17 protein-coding genes are annotated in these 17750 nt (G+C 44.2%); 13 read left to right on the top strand and 4 right to left on the bottom strand.

Translation table 11 applies throughout. The annotated features are described in order from the left end of the window. Positions 1–771 precede the first annotated feature (771 nt). On the bottom strand, positions 772–969 hold the full coding sequence (locus QUB11_RS00780; RefSeq protein WP_333389421.1) for a DNA-binding protein: 198 nt from the start codon (positions 967–969) through the stop codon (positions 772–774). A gap of 166 nt (positions 970–1135) precedes the next feature. Between QUB11_RS00780 and QUB11_RS00785 the strand changes: the two genes are divergently transcribed. Together QUB11_RS00785 and QUB11_RS00790 are read left to right on the top strand one after the other, a co-directional pair. Then, the gene (locus QUB11_RS00785) at positions 1136–1435 is read left to right on the top strand and encodes a type II toxin-antitoxin system HigB family toxin (RefSeq protein ID WP_332955360.1); all 300 of its coding nucleotides are present in this window, start codon (positions 1136–1138) and stop codon (positions 1433–1435) included. Further along, positions 1419–1823 carry a transcriptional regulator gene (locus tag QUB11_RS00790; RefSeq protein ID WP_333389423.1) on the top strand — a complete coding sequence of 135 codons (405 nt, stop codon included), beginning with the start codon at positions 1419–1421 and terminating at the stop codon, positions 1821–1823. Before QUB11_RS00785 ends, QUB11_RS00790 begins: the two co-directional genes overlap by 17 nt. Before the next feature lie 106 nt (positions 1824–1929). Here the strand turns inward: QUB11_RS00790 and QUB11_RS00795 are convergent, their stop codons facing one another. Next, a complete protein-coding gene (locus QUB11_RS00795) occupies positions 1930–2478 on the bottom strand; it encodes a hypothetical protein (protein WP_333389425.1) in 549 nt (182 codons plus the stop codon). A 594-nt stretch (positions 2479–3072) separates the two neighbouring features. After that, a complete protein-coding gene (locus QUB11_RS00800) occupies positions 3073–5532 on the bottom strand; it encodes a hypothetical protein (protein ID WP_333389427.1) in 2460 nt (819 codons plus the stop codon). 534 nt (positions 5533–6066) lie between these two features. Between QUB11_RS00800 and QUB11_RS00805 the strand changes: the two genes are divergently transcribed. The 9 genes from QUB11_RS00805 to QUB11_RS00845 all read left to right on the top strand — a co-directional run bounded on the left by QUB11_RS00805 (position 6067) and on the right by QUB11_RS00845 (position 11829). Next, positions 6067–6555 carry a helix-turn-helix domain-containing protein gene (locus QUB11_RS00805; protein ID WP_333199090.1) on the top strand — a complete coding sequence of 163 codons (489 nt, stop codon included), beginning with the start codon at positions 6067–6069 and terminating at the stop codon, positions 6553–6555. Positions 6556–6893: 338 nt separating this feature from the next. Beyond that, the gene (locus tag QUB11_RS00810; RefSeq protein ID WP_333199092.1) at positions 6894–7151 is read left to right on the top strand and encodes a type II toxin-antitoxin system ParD family antitoxin; all 258 of its coding nucleotides are present in this window, start codon (positions 6894–6896) and stop codon (positions 7149–7151) included. A 6-nt stretch (positions 7152–7157) separates the two neighbouring features. After that, positions 7158–7448, top strand: a complete 291-nt coding sequence (locus QUB11_RS00815) for a type II toxin-antitoxin system RelE/ParE family toxin (protein WP_333199094.1) — start codon at positions 7158–7160, stop codon at positions 7446–7448. A 24-nt stretch (positions 7449–7472) separates the two neighbouring features. Then, positions 7473–7655: a hypothetical protein gene (locus QUB11_RS00820; protein ID WP_333199096.1), complete on the top strand. Its 183-nt coding sequence runs from the start codon at positions 7473–7475 to the stop codon at positions 7653–7655. Positions 7656–7713: 58 nt separating this feature from the next. Then, positions 7714–8073, top strand: a complete 360-nt coding sequence (locus tag QUB11_RS00825; protein WP_333199098.1) for a hypothetical protein — start codon at positions 7714–7716, stop codon at positions 8071–8073. Further along, positions 8070–8498, top strand: coding sequence for an HNH endonuclease signature motif containing protein (locus tag QUB11_RS00830; RefSeq protein ID WP_333199100.1), 429 nt, complete (start codon positions 8070–8072; stop codon positions 8496–8498). The genes QUB11_RS00825 and QUB11_RS00830 overlap by 4 nt, the downstream gene beginning before the upstream one ends. Before the next feature lie 73 nt (positions 8499–8571). Next, positions 8572–8856: a hypothetical protein gene (locus QUB11_RS00835; protein WP_333199102.1), complete on the top strand. Its 285-nt coding sequence runs from the start codon at positions 8572–8574 to the stop codon at positions 8854–8856. A 489-nt stretch (positions 8857–9345) separates the two neighbouring features. Next, positions 9346–10284: a UDP-glucuronic acid decarboxylase family protein gene (locus QUB11_RS00840; RefSeq protein ID WP_333199104.1), complete on the top strand. Its 939-nt coding sequence runs from the start codon at positions 9346–9348 to the stop codon at positions 10282–10284. 156 nt (positions 10285–10440) lie between these two features. Then, complete coding sequence (locus QUB11_RS00845) at positions 10441–11829, top strand: UDP-glucose/GDP-mannose dehydrogenase family protein (RefSeq protein WP_333199107.1); 1389 nt, start codon at positions 10441–10443, stop codon at positions 11827–11829. Between the two features lie 248 nt (positions 11830–12077). On the opposite strand, the gene QUB11_RS00850 is transcribed toward QUB11_RS00845, so the two are convergent. After that, entirely contained in the window at positions 12078–12548 is a 471-nt protein-coding gene (locus QUB11_RS00850) for a hypothetical protein (protein ID WP_333199109.1), read from the bottom strand. 290 nt (positions 12549–12838) lie between these two features. On the opposite strand from QUB11_RS00850, the gene QUB11_RS00855 reads away from it, so the two are divergent. Further along, positions 12839–13057: a helix-turn-helix domain-containing protein gene (locus QUB11_RS00855; protein ID WP_006632503.1), complete on the top strand. Its 219-nt coding sequence runs from the start codon at positions 12839–12841 to the stop codon at positions 13055–13057. A 159-nt stretch (positions 13058–13216) separates the two neighbouring features. Beyond that, complete coding sequence (locus tag QUB11_RS00860; RefSeq protein ID WP_333389429.1) at positions 13217–17572, top strand: HEAT repeat domain-containing protein; 4356 nt, start codon at positions 13217–13219, stop codon at positions 17570–17572. The last annotated feature ends 178 nt before the right edge of the window (positions 17573–17750 follow it).

A 17750-nucleotide genomic window follows, 5' to 3' on the forward strand; every position in this document is an offset into this window, starting at 1 on the left:
GGTCTTTTGTCAGGAACAGGCAAGATGCCTGTTCCACAAAGAGTCTGTTTTTTGTAGTTGTTTGCAGTCATCTAGAATAGGTAAGATGCCTGTTCCACAAAGAGTCTGTTTGATTGTGGTCTTTTGTCAGGAACAGGCAAGATGCCTGTTCCACAAAGAGTCTGTTTTTTGTAGTTGTTTGCAGTCATCTAGAATAGGTAAGATGCCTGTTCCACAAAGAGTCTGTTTGATTGTGGTCTTTTGTCAGGAACAGGCAAGATGCCTGTTCCACAAAGAGTCTGTTTTTTGTAGTTGTTTGCAGTCATCTAGAATAGGTAAGATGCCTGTTCCACAAAGAGTCTGTTTGATTGTGGTCTTTTGTCAGGAACAGGCAAGATGCCTGTTCCACAAAGAGTCTGTTTTTTGTAGTTGTTTGCAGTCATCTAGAACAGGCCAGATGCCTGTTCCACAAAGAGTCAGTTTTCTTGTGGGATGGGCATCTTGCCCGTCCCTGTGGGGGTCCAGAAACTCTTTTTCGGAGTGCGTCTAGGACTGTTTAAATCCAGACAAATACAAAGAGTTAGGGAAGTTAGATTAAGAGCGATTCCCTACGGGATAACTACGCTTCGAGAACTTTTGGACAGGTCGGGCGATCGCACTGTGGCATAATAAAGTTTACTTTTCAGAGCCAGAATTTATCAAATAGAATTAGGAACAATATGACAGCGCAGCCAGACTGCTCAATAATGCGCCGATAAAGTTCTAAGATTTCTGTTAAAGTTAGATAGCGCATTACGCGAGCTTTTTGTATAGTTCAGCATTCTTTTTGAGGACGTATTCCATAGCATTTTGGAACGATGTTTCTGGTGGTGCGAGCAAGTTTTCAGCACCCGCAAGGAGTAATGCTTCTAGGGAAACGCCGAGGCGGTTGGCGGTTTCTTGGAGCTTGTGCAGGCGATCGTCTGGAATTGTGATGGTAATGGTTTGCATTCTGTTTGTGGCTGTGACGATACTCTGAGTGTAGCACGTCAACTGTCTGAGCAGGAGTTAGGGTTTTTAAAAGAGCGATCGCACTTTTGGACAGGTCGGGCGATCGCTCTTGACCAAAGAAATTGGTTTAGCTAAACTAAAATTTAGTTTAAATTGCGTATAGTAGATGCACATAATCAGCTATAAACGGGTGCGTGAATACAGCGAAACTCATGCTGATTGCGGGGAAGCTTTGGATAACTGGTTTAAAATTGCTAGCAAGGCTAAATGGTCTAATTTAATTGAGGTACAATCTGTTTTTCCTAAAGCCGAAGCTGTTGGAGGGTTTACAGTTTTTAATATCAAAGGTAATAATTATCGATTAATAGTTAGTATTGATTATGAAAGCAAATTAATTTATATCAAATATATTCTCACCCATGCTGAGTATGATAAGGAGAAATGGAAAAATGACCCTTACTTTTAATCCAGATAAATACAAAGAGTTATTGTCTCAGTATCAGCCGAAAATAATTAGAAATGAAGCGGATAATGAGAAGGCTCTGGCTATGGTGGAAGAGTTGATGCACCGGGGCGATCGCACTCCAGAAGAAGATGAGTTATATGAATTGCTGATTGCATTGATTGAAAAGTTTGAGCAAGAATTCTATGCACCAGCAACCACAGCAACGCCTCATTCAATACTGCTGTTTTTGATGGAACAAAGAGAGTTACAACCTGCTGATTTGGTAGGAGTCATTGGATCTGAAAAAAGAGTGTATGAAGTGGTTAATGGCGATCGAGATATTGGTAAAGAGTTGGCCTTGATTCTGGGGAGTTTTTTTCATGTAGAGCCGAGTTTGTTTTGTAATTAAGGGAAGTGAGATTAAGGGCGATTCCCTACGGGATAGCTACGCTCGCGCGCACTTTTGGAGATTAAGGGCGATCGCACTTTTGGAGATGAAGGGCGATCGCACTTAATTACGAGATAGCCGAAGCAGGAGCAATTTCGCCCAGTGGCATCAGGAATTCTTGCTTTTCTTCGAGGGTGATGTAGCCGCCATTTAGAGCCATTTCCATGAGTTGTTCGACAAATCCCTTTAACTCTGTTATAACTTGAGTTTTATTCAGTTCAAAGTGTTGATTTCTGGATTTTAGGGTAAACTGGTTTGGAGATAAATATCCAAATTCTTTGAAATTACAGCTAATTTTATCGTTGGTTAATGGCTGCAATTCAAGAGTAAGGCACACACTTTCAACAAATTCTATTTTGATGGGTTTCCCTTGGGATAACTCAGTAATTTTTTTGGGGAGTTCATCTTCTAGCAGCATACAGATATCGGGGTCTAAAAAAACGTTTAGTTTTTCTTCACCGATTTCTATTGAGACTAGACGATCGCATTCAAAGCAAAATAGTTTCAGACCTAATTCAAAATGCGAAAGTTCTCCTAATGTGTCATCTGGTGCGTCAGCATATTTTTCGCCATTAGGTTCTTCTAGGTGAATTGTAAAATTGATATAGTTATTCATTTTCATCGCTCCTATCTAATGAGGACAGCGTAGCATCATTGAGAACAGGATAAGCAGATTTGAATGTTCCATCTGGTTTCCTTTTAATAAAAGCATGGGTAACATTTTCAATTATTGTTCCATCTGGATAGTGAACTTTCCCAATAGAACGCTTGAAATTTATAATGTAACGACCGGGATATTTCGGTGTGACTTGTTCAGCTTTTAGCCAGTCTTGAGCATTTAGCCACTGGCCTTGAGGCTGATTTTTGGATGCCGCCCTGGCTCTAAAATTAAGGGGTTTCAGTTTGGGGCCATGATGGCGATCGATATGGTCGTAGGCTTTGATGGATTTTGGATTATGCCACTGAGGTTCTACTCCACTGCCTCTTCAGTCACAACCACTTCCTACTTCAATCGTTTGGTCTATTATATCCTGTTCTATAACTTCTGGAGTGTCTTCAGAAGTATCTGTCCCATTATTCAAAATAATTGGTTTACTCTAAATGGTATTTGATTGATGATTATACCATTAACTAATTTTAGGAGGGCGATCGCACTTTTGGACATTAAGGGCGATCGCCCTTACTATTTTGCTTACAAAATATCGCTCAACTACAGAAGGAACAAATTACTTGCAGTCAAAGGAGCATCAGAGAACACAGTAAGTTCACCGCCCGAAGCAAAAGTAATTTTACCAGTGCTGTTGACCTGGCTTAAAACTGTGCTTGCAGTTAACCCTGAACCCCGAATTTGAATGACATCATTCTCGGCGACAGAGAAGGAGTAGATGACATCTTGTCCTATTAATACATCTTGAGTGGTATTAAAGTGGAAAAAGTCCTGACCAGCACCACCAATCAAGCTATCATTACCGACACCACCTTCAAGAAAATCGTTGCCATCACCGCCAAAAAGCAAATCATTACCTTCTGTGCCAAGTATATTATCAGCTCCAGCACCGCCAATCAAGCTATCATTACCGAGACCACCATCAAAAAAGTCATTGCCATCACCGCCAAAGAGCAAATCATTACCTTCATACCCAAAGGCGGCATCATCTCCACCTAGAAGATCGATCGTATCATTACCATCAGTACCAGAAAAACTGTCACTATTTTGGCTTGCAATCTGTGGTCTTTCTTGTGAGACATAACCAGCAAGGCTAGGAATTTGATAGCCAATGTCTGCCAAGATAGCTAAGTCTGCTCGCGAAGGAGTTCTTAAATTAGCACTACTTGGACTCATAATTGGTGTTTGTCCGTCTATGGTGAAGTTCGGAGCAATATGTGGCCCGGCCAAAATTTCACCATTAGGTAGTGTGAATTGTTGGAACGGAATAGGATTTCCCGCATTGACATTTCGAGAATTAGGCCCATCAAAGGCTTTCTGACCATTAGCAGTGACAATCTCCGATCGCTGGGGATAAAAACCTAACGAGTGACCAATTTCGTGTACTGCAACACTAATGAAATCACCTTGGGTTAATGGAATATCATCAACAGTTGCAGGTGTTGGGTCAAAGAACCAGTTAAGACTTGATTCAAAAGAGATGCTGCCAAAAATATCGCCCGGTCGTGCTCCTCGAACACTACCTCCAAATCTTGTCATTTGACCAGAAACTAGCTGTCCTGCTGCGTTTGAGTTTGGATTACTAAACACTGGTGATTGACCGCCAACAAACAGAACCATATCATCAATTTGGGAATCGAAGATAACATTTTGCAGTTGTCCTGTAATTGGATGGGTTATTGTCCCAGATATCCCAATAGGTGGATCGGGAAAATCGTTTTTAATGACATCTGTCCAGATTTTACCTGCTGCTTCCAGTGCTGCTTTGCGACTAGGATCGTTAAAGAAACCTGTCGTATCGTAACGATAATCGAACGTGATATTAAATCCGTTAGGCACTGGCGGAGTAGGCAGTTGTGGTATCACTGGTGGGGTAGGTGACACAGGCGTCGGAGTCGTCACAGGTGTCGGAGTCGTGACTGGCGTCGGCGTCGTCACAGGCGTCGGAGTCGTCACAGGCGTCGGCGTTGTGACAGGTGTCGGAGTCGTCACAGGTGTCGGCGTTGTGACAGGTGTCGGAGTCGTCACAGGTGTCGGCGTTGTGACAGGTGTCGGAGTCGTCACAGGTGTTGGCGTCGTCACAGGCGTCGGAGTCGTCACAGGTGTCGGAGTCGTCACAGGCGTCGTCACAGGTGTCGTCACAGGTGTCGTCACAGGCGTCGGAGTCGTTGCACTTGGGGTGATTGAAGGCTTCGGCTCCGGTGTCGGAGTCGTCACAGGTGTCGGCGCCGGCGTCGGAGTCGTCACAGGCGCGGGCGTCGGAGTCGGCGCAGGTGTCGGTGCAGGTGTCGGTGCAGGCGTCGGAGTCGTCACAGGCGTCGGAGTCGGCAAAGGCGCAGGCGTCAGACTCACAATCCCGCTAGAATCAGCAATAGTCAATCTGCCGTCACCCTCCAAAACTGCCAAATATTGCCTTGTTAAGTCATCCTGAATAATCGTGTAGCCAGCATTAACCCCTGTACCCACATAAATCTTGAGGTCATCAAAGGCAAGATCGTTGCTTAACTTAATTACATCCTCACCCTCTGTATAATCAACAATAAAATCGGCATCCGAAAGCTCAGTAGCCCCAGTATTTTTACCAATAAAAAAAGTGTCGTTACCATTCCCGCCAGTTAATGTATCTGCTCCCTGATCTCCATAGAGAATGTCATCCCCGAAGTTGCCAAACAAGCTGTCATTACCTTTACCACCGTAAACTGTATCGTTATCTATTCCGCCATTAACTGTATCCTCGCCTTCGTTGCCGTATATCAAATTATCTCCAGCATTAGCAAACAGCCGATCGTCACCTTTGCCACCGTAGACGCTATCATTACCTTTGCCACCGTAGACGGTATCATTACCTTCATTACCGTATAGCTTGTCATCTCCTTGCTTGCCGTAGATTAAGTCGTCTCCATCACGGCCCAACACTAAGTCAGAGCCTTGTTGTCCAAATATTAAATCTGCATCGGGGGTGCCATTGAGAGTATCGTCAGCCAACGTTCCATTAATGTTCATGTTGCAATCTCAGTGTGAATACTAGATTTATCCCTATTCGAGCTACAAGTCTTTCTCCATTTCTGAAAAAATGACTTGCTAGCCTGTATTTTTAGATCCTGCGATCGCCCTAAATTTATGCGAAGTCAGGTATTTGCTATGTAAGCAAAACTCTTGCATAGCAAAGCTTTCGTCGCGAGCGCACTCACAAAGAACTCAGTCCGCAGAAGGCGCATGGCTGCCTCCCATTTATTTATCAGGGGCAAATCCAGAAAATTATGCAAAAACCCAGAAAATAAATTAAAAAAATTACTGGCAGTGGCCGAAACTAGAGTCAAAGTGAGAAATTTACCAAAGTTCAGCCTTACTCCCCAGTCATGTCGCTAACTGTAGTCAGTGACGGCTAAAAAGCCCTCCCACAAAACTTTTGACTTGTAAATTGCATTACTTACGCTTCGGCATTCACTTATCATACAGTAGCTGAGCCTGGTAATAACCTGACATATATCAGGAATTATGTTAGGATTACATCAGGAATGTTTAACCATGTAACCGATGGCACTCACCAACGAGCAATTTAACCAAGCAGCAAACCACTGGGACTTAGAAACCCTCTACACAGACCTAGCCTCGGCAAAGGGAAAGCGCCTAACCCCTATGGAGAAGCTACACTTACGTGGATTACTGTGCTGTTTCAGCCCCACCGAAATCGCCGAAAAACTCCAAAAAACCCCCAAGGGAGTTGAAACTGACCTCTGTGCTACTCTGTACAAATATGTCAAAAGCCTTGTAAGTAAATCCACTGACAAAATAGATAACTGGAGAAATATTGCTGAATGGCTTGAGGATGCTGGATATAAAACTAAGCCACCTGCTAAATTACCTATTCAAAACGGTTTATCTGAAAATAGTAAAGTTAATGTAACTAATATAAGTTTTGAGAACAATCAAATAAAAATTGGTGTATACCTACAAATAACTGTACCGCTACCTTCAGAATTGTCAATACAAAATCTAGACATCAACGATAACAACTCAAACTAAAATTTTGCCGCTATTCAACTGATTGGTAGGGTGTAGCGACTAAAATCAGGAAGCGCGATCGCACCTTTACCCGATCGCGCGGGACGATCGCACACTGCATTTCTCACAAAAGGGCGATCGCGCTTCTATTGTGCTATGATTCGATCGGAGCATCAGTGACTAAAAACAATAGCAAGAATTACCATTCAAATTCGCGACGAACTAGCGATTGCGATCGATAAATAGTAGTAGGTATTGCTAGTGCAACGTAACGCATCAGTCATAGATTAGAATAGAATAGAGACAAACGTGCAATCCCCCCGAAGTGCAATAAAACAATAGCCAGCCGATCTTTACCTATGAGTATCACCCTCACCCCCGAACAAGAACAACTCATCCAAGCCCAACTCGCTAGCGGGCGCTATACCAACGTTACCGAAATCATTGCTGACGCGCTACGGCTGCTGGAAAAACGCGATCGATACAATCGCTGGGTAGAAGAAGTTTGCGCCAAAATCGACATCGCCGCCACACAACTCGATCGCGGTGAAGGGGTGGATGGTGAAACGGCGATCGCTCAAATTAGAGCCAAATTTCACAAAGCTCGATCGGTATAATCCCTGATGAGCCAATATATCATCTCACCTGAAGCGATTCGCGACCTTGACGAAATCGCAGACTATTTCGTCGCACGCAACGTTGAAGCAGGCGAACGATTCATCGATGAATTCACTAAAAAATGCCGCTACTTGACACAATTTCCTCTGATGGGACGCACTTATAGTCAACTTCGCCCCTACTTGCGCGGTATTCCTGTGCAAAACTACATTATCTTTTACCGCATCGCGAACGATGGAATTGAAATTATGAGAATTATCACAGGCGATCGGGATTTAGAAGCTTTTTTTGAATAGAATGGAGCATAGGTTAGGAATCAAATGACTGAAGAAGAACTCCTTAAGTTATATGAAAAAATTGATGCAGGTGTGACAGTAGTAATTGCCGAAGCATATGAAAAACACTGCAGACTAGGACAATCAATTAGTATCTGGCTTGATGGTAAAATCGTGACTATAACTGCTGCTGAGATTCCACCGCTATCCAATAACGACACTATATAATTATAATTCCCGTCGTCTATTGTGCTACCATTCAATGAGAGCGTCAGTGAGTAAAAAAATGGCAACAATTACCCTTCAAATTCCCGACGAACTAGCACTGCGGCTAGATACTCTCAAAGATGAGTTACCACAGATTTTGATGCTGGGATTGAGGGAAGTCGAAGCCAATCCTTCAAGCGGATTTTCGGGGCTAACGAAGATATTAGAATTTATAGCAAGTTTACCCTCGCCACAAGAAATATTAGCCCTGCGTTTATCCGACGATCTTCAAGCTGAAATCGATACTTTATTAGAGAAAAATCGCACAGAAGGACTCACGCCGATGGAGCAGCGTTTGTGGCAGCAATACGAATTTGTCGAACATTTAGTACGCATTGCCAAAGCGCAAGCCCTGCTGAAACTGAGCGAGGCTGCATGAGTAAAACCTACGTTTCAGCTAGTCTGCGACGAATGGTATGCGATCGCGCCAACGGATACTGCGAATATTGTTTAATCCCAGAAACACTCGCCCTCTCGTCTCATCAAATAGACCATATCATTGCAGAGAAACACAGTGGCGAAACAGTAGAAAATAATCTGGCTTTGTCTTGCTCAATTTGTAACAAAAATAAAGGCAGCGACATTGCCTCGATCGATCCAGAAACAGATGAAGTGGTTCGACTTTACAACCCTCGAAAAGATAGCTGGGAAGACCATTTTAAACTTCAAACTGAAAGTGGTACAATCCAACCTCTAACTGCGATCGGTCGAGTCACTGTGCGTTTATTGCAGGTTAATCGTGCAGAATATCTGGCCGAACGTAAGCTATCGATCAAAATTCGCTCGTTAAAAAAACCAGATTAATCGATCGTGTTCAAGCCACACCATAATTCGTATACGGATGCTTAATAGTATGAGTAAAATTTGAAGCGCAATTATGCCAAATATTTACATTATTGGCGGCCCTAACGGTTCAGGTAAAACTACAGTTTCCCTGAGATTATTACCCTATTTTTTAGAATATTTTGAATATGTAAATGCAGATTCGAGCGCGGCTGGAATTTCCCTATTCAATCCAGAGTCAGTCGCCATCCTCGCAGCACGCTTAATCATACAAAGACTGGGAACTTTATCAGACTCTGGCACCGATTTCGCCTTCGAGACAACTTTAGCCGATCGTAACTTTGGTCGATTATTGAGAAATTGTAAAAATAAAAGCTAGACAATCAACCTGATTTAGTTCTGGTTGCAATCTCCACAAATCCCGATTGAACGGGTGCAACCCAGGGTTGAAAGTGGCAGACATTCTCTTCCCGAAATCGACATAATTTCTCTCATATTGCTTTTCAGATAAATCGACCCCGGTTTTTTCAAATAAGCCCGTGAAGCGCAGCTATCCCCTAGGGCATCGCCCAACCTCAGACAGAAGTCATCAAATAACCAATAACCAGTAACAAATAACAGAACTAATGTCAAGAGTGTTTTTTCGGAAATATTGAAACTTCACTAAAAATTGCTAGCTGACATTTGCGAATTATAGCACTTTGTTCAAAGTATTGGCAAATGCTAAGTTAATTAAAGATTTGATGAAAGAGACGCAGAAGTGTTTACATCGTCGATCGCAATTTTGTTATTCTATTAGTAAGTTTCATTCGATCGACTGAATTTTTGTACCCCAGTCCTCCCCCTAAACAGAACGGCAGTTTCCACAATGAGAATTTTAGTCACAGGCGGTGCGGGTTTCCTCGGTTCCCACCTAATCGATCGCTTAATGGCCCAAGGACAGGAGGTAGTCTGCCTGGATAATTTTTACACCGGGACTAAACGCAATATCCTCAAATGGCTGGACAACCCGTATTTTGAGCTGATCCGCCACGACATCACGGAACCGATTCGGTTAGAGGTAGATCAGATTTACCATCTGGCTTGTCCCGCTTCCCCAATACACTATCAGTACAACCCTGTCAAGACCATTAAAACAAATGTCATCGGCACGATGAATATGTTGGGATTGGCCAAACGGGTAAAAGCAAGATTCTTTCTCGCTTCGACTTCCGAAGTGTACGGAGATCCTGACGTACATCCACAAACAGAAGATTATCGCGGCAACGTTAATTGTATCGGAATTCGGAGCTGTTATGATGAAGGCAAGCGAGTAGCTGAAACCCTATCTTTTGACTACCACCGTCAAAATGGGGTAGACATTCGAGTTGTACGAATCTTCAATACCTATGGCCCGCGGATGTTGGAAAATGACGGCAGAGTAGTGAGCAATTTTATTGCTCAAGCTTTGCGAAACGAACCGCTGACTGTATACGGCGACGGTTCCCAAACGCGGAGTTTCTGCTACGTTTCGGATTTGGTGGAAGGATTCATTCGTTTGATGAATAGCGACCAAATCGGGCCGATGAATTTGGGTAATCCCGGCGAATACACTATATTGGAACTGGCACAAAAAATTCAAAATACGATTAATCCAGGGGCAGAAATTATCTTTAAACCGCTGCCGGAAGACGATCCCAAACAGCGACAACCGGATATTACTCGTGCTAAAAATTGGTTGGGGTGGGAGCCAACTGTGCCGCTGGATCAAGGTTTAGAGTTGACTATAAAGGATTTTCGCGATCGCATTGAGGGAAACCAAAAGTAGAGACGGCCGATGGGTAGGGGCAAACCCCCCGTGGTTGCCCTCTAGGGGTAGGCACGGGGGCGCTACCCCTACAAGATATTTTTCCTTCTTCCTTCTTCGTTTTTCCTTCTTCCTTCGTTTTCATCGGATTTATTTACTAACTTTGAGGAGATTTCTATGCAGGTTTGCGTCATCGGTACAGGATACGTTGGTTTAGTCACCGGCACTTGTTTGGCCCACATCGGCCACCACGTGATTTGCGTAGACAACAACGAAGAAAAAGTTAAATTAATGAAGTCGGGACAGTCGCCTATTTTTGAACCTGGACTGTCTGAATTAATGTCCTCTGCATCTGCGTCTGGCAATCTAGAATTTACTTCGGATTTAGCAGCAGGAGTGTCTCACGGGGATATTTTGTTTATTGCGGTGGGGACGCCTCCTTTGCCTACTGGGGAAAGCGATACTCGCTACGTGGAAGCGGTTGCTCGTGGAATTGGAGCTCACCTCGACGGCGATTACAAAGTAATCGTAAACAAATCGACAGTGCCCATCGGTTCGGGAGATTGGGTGCGGAGGATTGTCCTCGACGGCTTAGCAGAACGTCAAAAACCTCACAGCGGTGACGGGGTTACTGGTGAGGAAGTAGCAGCAAAAAAAGGTGTTCAATTTGATGTGGTTAGCAACCCGGAGTTTTTGCGGGAGGGCTGTGCTGTTTTCGATACTTTTAATCCCGATCGCATTGTTCTCGGTAGCAACTCTCGGCGGGCTATGGATATGATGCTACAGTTATATCGGCCGATTGTCGATCGCAAGTTTGCAGAAAATCAGTCTTTGCCGGAAGTTCCTGTGGTGATGACTGATATCAGTTCAGCGGAGATGATTAAGTACGCAGCTAATGCTTTTTTGGCTACGAAGATCAGCTTTATTAATGAAGTTGCTAACATTTGCGATCGTGTCGGCGCAGATGTTACTCAAGTTGCCCGAGGTATCGGTTTAGATTCACGGATTGGCAACAAGTTTCTGCAAGCTGGCATTGGTTGGGGCGGTTCTTGTTTCCCCAAAGATGTCTCAGCTTTAGTTCACACTGCTGAGGATTACGGCTACGAGGCACATTTGCTGAAAGCGGCGGTGGAAGTTAACGAACGCCAGCGGTTGATTGCTATTGAAAAGTTGCAGCACGTTTTGAAGATTCTCAAAGGTAAAACCGTCGGACTTTTGGGTTTAACTTTCAAGCCGGATACTGACGATTTGCGAGATGCTCCAGCGCTGAATTTAATCGAGAATTTGAATCGATTGGGAGCGAAAGTTAAAGCTTACGATCCGATTGTTTCTCAAACTGGGATGCGTCACGGTTTGTCGGGAGTTTTGGTAGAAACCGATCCGGAAAGACTGGCAGACGGTTGCGATGCTTTGGTGTTGGTGACTGACTGGGAACAGTTTCGCAATTTAGATTACGAGAAAATGGCGAAGTTGATGAATCATCCCGTGATGATTGACGGCCGCAATTTCTTAGACAAGAAGGCTTTAGAAGCGGCTGGTTTCCAATATGTGGGGATTGGCAGATAAAGGGTGAGTTTTGATCAGAACCTCTATAGCAATCCTCGCATCATTTGTGCATTTCTTACGGACTCCCCTTGATAAGGGGAGGGTTGGGGTAAGGTAAAAAGTTTACGAATCCTGCAAGGATTGCTATATCTCGTAGGGTGCGCCGCAGCGCACCTTACAAACGATCATTTCTAAGCCGTAAGATGCGCCGAAACACACCTTACATTTGCTGGCTACCAACAATTGCAGGTTGAGCCGCTGCGCGTGCTTTAAAAATTCTCCATCAATGTTTTTTCTTGAGCGTAAACATCTCGTAGCTGTTGCAGCGCTGAGGCAGAAATTACCGATTTAACTGTAGCGACTAATTTACCCCACTCAAGTAAGCTGTCAACTGAAACAGCCGCTTTGAAGTTATACGTATAGAATTTAGTCCAAAATTCTGGTGCTTGTGTCCGTTTCCAGCGTTTGTACCATCCCACAAAATCTTGAGCACAGGGCGGTTTTACTTCTAAGATTGGGGGGAAATCGGCGTAGCTGACAAATCGACTCAGGCCTTTGGCATGAACGTACACCACGTTGTGGCAGCATTCGATCCGGTATATCTGTTCGGGTGATATGTTGAACAGGAGTGCGACTGTTTCTTCGGTGACAAATCTCGATCGCGGATTGACTCGAGACGATTTGTGAATAATTTTTGAGGCGCCGATCGTTGACGATCTTAACTGATTTTCTGATATCATTGTAGTTGCATCTGGTGGTGGTAGCTAAATCTATCTCTGCTAGTGCGATAGACAGAAATTATCGGTCGGGATTAATTATAACGGGCGATCGTCTTTAGTTTCGTTGACTCCGCCGCAAAACGGAGACAAGCCCCGACTTCTGCCATGAGAGGCGCAAAATTTTCGACCAACGTTCAAGCTCCCAGATTCATCTTTAGAGTCAATCTAAAATCTAAAATCTAAAATCGAATGGCCGGGGCGATCGCTTTTTGATATATTATACTAAATCCAAAATTTTGTAAATAGTGAATATGAGCAAAGGCTTAGTCAGATTGCGGGTTCGAGAGTTGGCTGCCGAGAAGGGATGGACGCTCAAGGAAGTTGCGGAGCGATCGGGCGTGGGCTACAGTACCATTAGCAATTATGCCCGTTCTCAGGGTATGGCAATGGTTGACTTTGCAGCAGTCCACAAGTTGGCTCGAACTTTTGATGTGATGATTGAGGATTTCGTGGTAATCCTCGAAAAATAGTTGAAGGTTTTGCTTAAATTCTAATGTGTGTGCGATCGACTTTTGATGTGACGATCGAAGTTTTGATGTAATGATTTCAGCAATTGTCGATCGCAACCAAACTCGATCGCCTATCATTAAAGTAACCCGCTTGGAGCCTGAAATTAGGAGAACCGTGAAATGCTAGAAGCTGCTATATTGGCAGGTCTTCTGAAGGTCGCTTTCGATGGGATAGTGGGCGCTCAAGCCAATGATGCACTCAAGCACCTCTGTTTGAAGGTAGTAAATAAGCTATCACGAAACGGTAAAATTGTCAATCACGATTTAGAAAAAGCGCTGAAACATTCTTTCCTGAAAGCTCAGCAACAAATCGCCTCAGAATGTTATAAAGAATTGGTTGAGCCGTCTCGCAGGGCTTCTAAAGCACTCCTGATTTACTTGCCTCAAGACCGTCCTTATTTAGAATGGCTAGATAAGAAGAATAAGCAGTTAAAATCTGAATTAAACCAGGTTAACGAAGAAACAGCCCCTTCAGGTATTCCAATAGAAGGTTTAGATGAGATAGAATTGCTGCTAAGTTCCCGCCACGAGTTAAGCCAAAATCGCTTTCAAGAAGTTCAAGATAAACTGCTGGAAGTTGCCCTCAAAGATTGTGAAGTCACACTTTATCAAGCTAAATTAACCGAAAATTTGTTTAGCTTAGTATCTGCGTACTTTGCCGAGGTAATCAAGGACAATGAAAAGGTGTTCCAGATTTTTACAGCGCAAAGTTTAACGCGGAATGATACCCAAACCGCCGAAACTCACGCTTTTATTGAACAGCTAAAGGCTTTGCTTGAGGAGATAGTTGAAAACAGCCGCATTGCTTATCGTCCGATTGACTGGCAAGCTATTTGCCAGCAGATATTAGACGAAAAAGAACAGCAGCGACTGAGTAGCAATCAGCTAACTTTTGGCAACCATCAAATAGATGATGTTTACGTGCCGCTGGGATTGGTGGAACTGCAGAAAGTGACTCAGCGAGGCGAGGATGTTGCGGCTGAGGAAGGTTCGGATTTGTACCGGGAAAAAGAAGTTACTCAAGGTTTTGAACACAGCGAGTTTATTGAGCAAGTTATCCAGCAAGGAAGTAGCCCGAAAAGCAATGGCAAGCGGTTAGGAATTATTGGGGAACCGGGGGCGGGAAAAACAACGCTGTTGCGGCAGATTGCGAATTGGGTAGCGGCGGAAATTTCGGAGGCGATTGTAATTTGGGTATCCTTGGCAGATTTGCAGGGGAAGGAATTAGAAACCTATTTATTTGATAGTTGGTTGTTGGCGGCAATTAAGAGAATTGGGAAGGCTGAGGCGACGGCGGAAATTAAGGATGATTTTTTAGCACAGTTTAATGCTAGTCGCGTTTGGTTGGTGTTGGATGGGGCGGATGAGATGGCGGTGGGAGATGGCAATCCTTTGGCGGAAATTCAGCGGCAAATTAGAACCGGCGGCTGTATTCAAAGGGCGCGAATTGTGCTAAGTTGTCGGCAGAATGTTTGGGATGCGATCGGCTCTGCGTTGGATACATTTGATACTTATCGCACTCTGGAGTTTTCCTATCCCGAACAGGTGGAAATGTTTATTGATAAATGGTTTGGAACTCCCCCTAACCCCCGGTTTGGAACCCCCCCTAACCCCCCCTTGGTAAGGGGGGGGACAAGAGAAGATGGGGAAACTATCGATCAGTTTTTAACCCCCCCTAACCCCCCCTTGGTAAGGGGGGGGACAAGAGAAGATGAGAGTACAGAATTAGATGAAACTCTTGCTCCCCCCTTAGCAAGGGGGGCTGGGGGGGTGCTTTCTCAACAGCCAGGGGAAGAATTAGATGAAACTCTTGCTCCCCCCTTAGCAAGGGGGGCTGGGGGGGTGCTTTCTCAACAGCTACGGGAAGCATTAGCAGCATCAGGAAAAGAGCGAATTCGAGATTTAGTGAAAAATCCCCTGAGATGTTCGTTATTGTGCGGCACTTGGCAGTCGTTGGATGGGGATTTACCGGATACTAAGGCGAAGCTTTATCAGCGGTTTGTGACAACTTTGTATCAGTGGAAAAAACCGCACTTGAATTGGATTCAGCAGCAGGAATTGAATGCGGCTTTGGGGAAATTGGCACTTTCTGGGATGTTAAATGAAACGTCGCGGTTTCAGTTGCGAGAAAGTGTGGGATATCGGGTGATGGGTGCATCGCAGTTTGAGTTAGCTTGTCGTTTGGGTTGGCTGAATTTAGTGGCGAGGGATGCGGAGACGCTGGAGGGGATTTATGCTTTTTACCATCCGACGTTTCAGGAATATTTTGCGGCGTTGGCGGTTGAGGATTGGCACTTTTTCTTGAATCATATTCCTAAGAATCCGCAACATCCTGATGCTAGGTATCGCATTTTTGAGAAGCAGTGGAAAGAGGTGATTTTGCTGTGGTTGGGGCGTGAGGATGTAGGGAAGAATGAGAAGGAAGCGTTTATTAAGGCGTTGGTTAAGTTTAAGGTTGGGTGGGATAAATTTTATGGATATCGGGCATATTTTCTAGCTGCTGCGGGGATTGCTGAGTTTAAAGATTGTAGTCTTGCTGATGAGATTGTGTCGCAGATTGTTATTTGGGGATTTGGTTATTTTAATAAGCAAAAACAGGATTTGCGGACATTTCTCGATCCAATTGTCGATAGAGCAAGGGAAGTTCTGAAAGAAACAGATCGCCAAAGGGCTATCTCCGCTTTAATCGAGTTAATCCGCAATTCAGGTGATGAATATACCCGGAGGGAAGCGACCAGAAGTTTGGGGGAAATCGGCAAAAATTGCCCAGACACGATCGCCACTTTAGTCGAATTAATCAATACTTCTCAGGATGAAGTTACTCGGTGGCAAGCGGCAGATATCTTGGGTAAAATTGATAAAGATAGCCCAGTAGCGATTTCCGCTTTAGCAGAGTTAATTCACACTTCTGTTGATAAAAACACCTGGAAGCGATCGGCATATAGCTTGGGGACAATAGGCAAAGATAGCCCAGAAGCGATCGCCGCTTTAGTAGAACTAATCCGCAATTCAGTTGATAACCATTTCTACCCGCATTTCTCTCGGCATAAGGTACCTACCTGTATAATATTGGCATATAGCTTAGTGAAAATAGGGAAAAATAATCCAGTGGCGATTGCGGCTTTAGTCGAGTTAATCCGCACTTCAGATAATAAAGTTACTCAATGCTTCGCGGCAGAAATTTTAGGTAAGATAGACAAAGATAACCCGGTAGCGCTCGAAACTTTATTGGATTCAATCCGCAACTACCGTCCTAAAGATAATCGTTATCAAGCGGCAGAAAGATTAGCAACAATCGGCAAAAATAACCCTGTTGCGATCGCTGCTTTAGTCGAGGTAATCCGCACTTCCCGCAATCAAGTTACCCGGTGGCGAGCCGCAGAATGTTTGGGGAAAATAGACAAAGGTAACACAGTAGCGATTTCAGCTTTAGGGGATTTAATCCGCAATTCAAACAATAATATAACCCAGGGGTCAGCAGCAGAAAGTTTAAACAAAATAGGCAAAGATAGCCCAGAAGCAATTTTTATTTTAGTCGAGTTAATCCGCCATTCAGGTGATGAATTTACTCGGCGTTTAGCGGCAAGAAGCTTGGGGGAAATCAGCAAAGATAGCCCAGAAGCAATCTCCGCTTTAGTCGAGTTAATCGCTAGTTCTCAGAATGAAGATACTAGATGGCAAGCAGCAGCAAGTTTAGGTAAAATAGGTAAAGATAGCCCAGAAGCAATCTCTGCTTTAGTCGAGTTAATCCGTACTTCTGAGAATGAAGTTACTCGGCGGCAAGCGGCAGCAAGTTTAGGTAAAATAGGTAAAGATAGCCCAGAAGCAATCTCCGCTTTAGTCGAGTTAATCCGTACTTCTCAGAATGAAAGTACCCGCTGGCGAGCTGCAAATAGTCTAGGGAAAACAGGCAAAGAGCAGCAACTTGCGATTTCTACTTTAGTCGAGTTAATCGGTACTTGTCACGACGATTGTTTTGTAGAGAGCAATAGTTTATGGACAATAGGCAAAGATCAGCCAGTGGCGATATTCGGTTTAGTCGAGTTAATCCGCAATTCTGGTGATGAATATACCCAGAGGAGCGCGGCATTAATGTTAGGGGCAGTAGGGAAAGATTACCCCGAAGTTATTTCCGCTTTACAGGAGTTAATCCGCAATTCACGGGAACTCGATACCCGGTGTGTAGCGGCATCTAGCTTAGGGAAAATAGACATAGGTAACTCAGTTGCGATCGCCACCTTAGTAGAGTTAATCCGCAAGTCACGTCATGAAGATACCGTGTATGACCCAGCAGGTTGCTTAGGGAAAATTATGACAGGTAAACACTTCGCTACCGCAGTTTCAGGTTTAAAAAAATGCCTAACTTCGGAAATCTACAAAAATGATTTGGGTCGCAATGAGAAGTGCTACGGAGTCATCTGGGAGTGTGCCGAAAATATGACTTACCCAGAATTTTATCAAGCATGGCACGCTTAACCCACCGCTGGAATTGCCCTTAACAGGTTTTGGGCCAAATCAAGAGGACTTGCTGAATGCGGTACAGAATTGGATTGGGGCGAGGGGATAAGTCGCACATCCAGGCGCCGGACACGGCAATGCCGTTTCCCGAAAGGTATCACAAAAACGCGCGATCGACCAAAAGCAGATGCGAACC

The organism is Microcoleus sp. B6-A1 (assembly GCF_036705085.1).
Lineage (GTDB): Bacteria > Cyanobacteriota > Cyanobacteriia > Cyanobacteriales > Microcoleaceae > Microcoleus.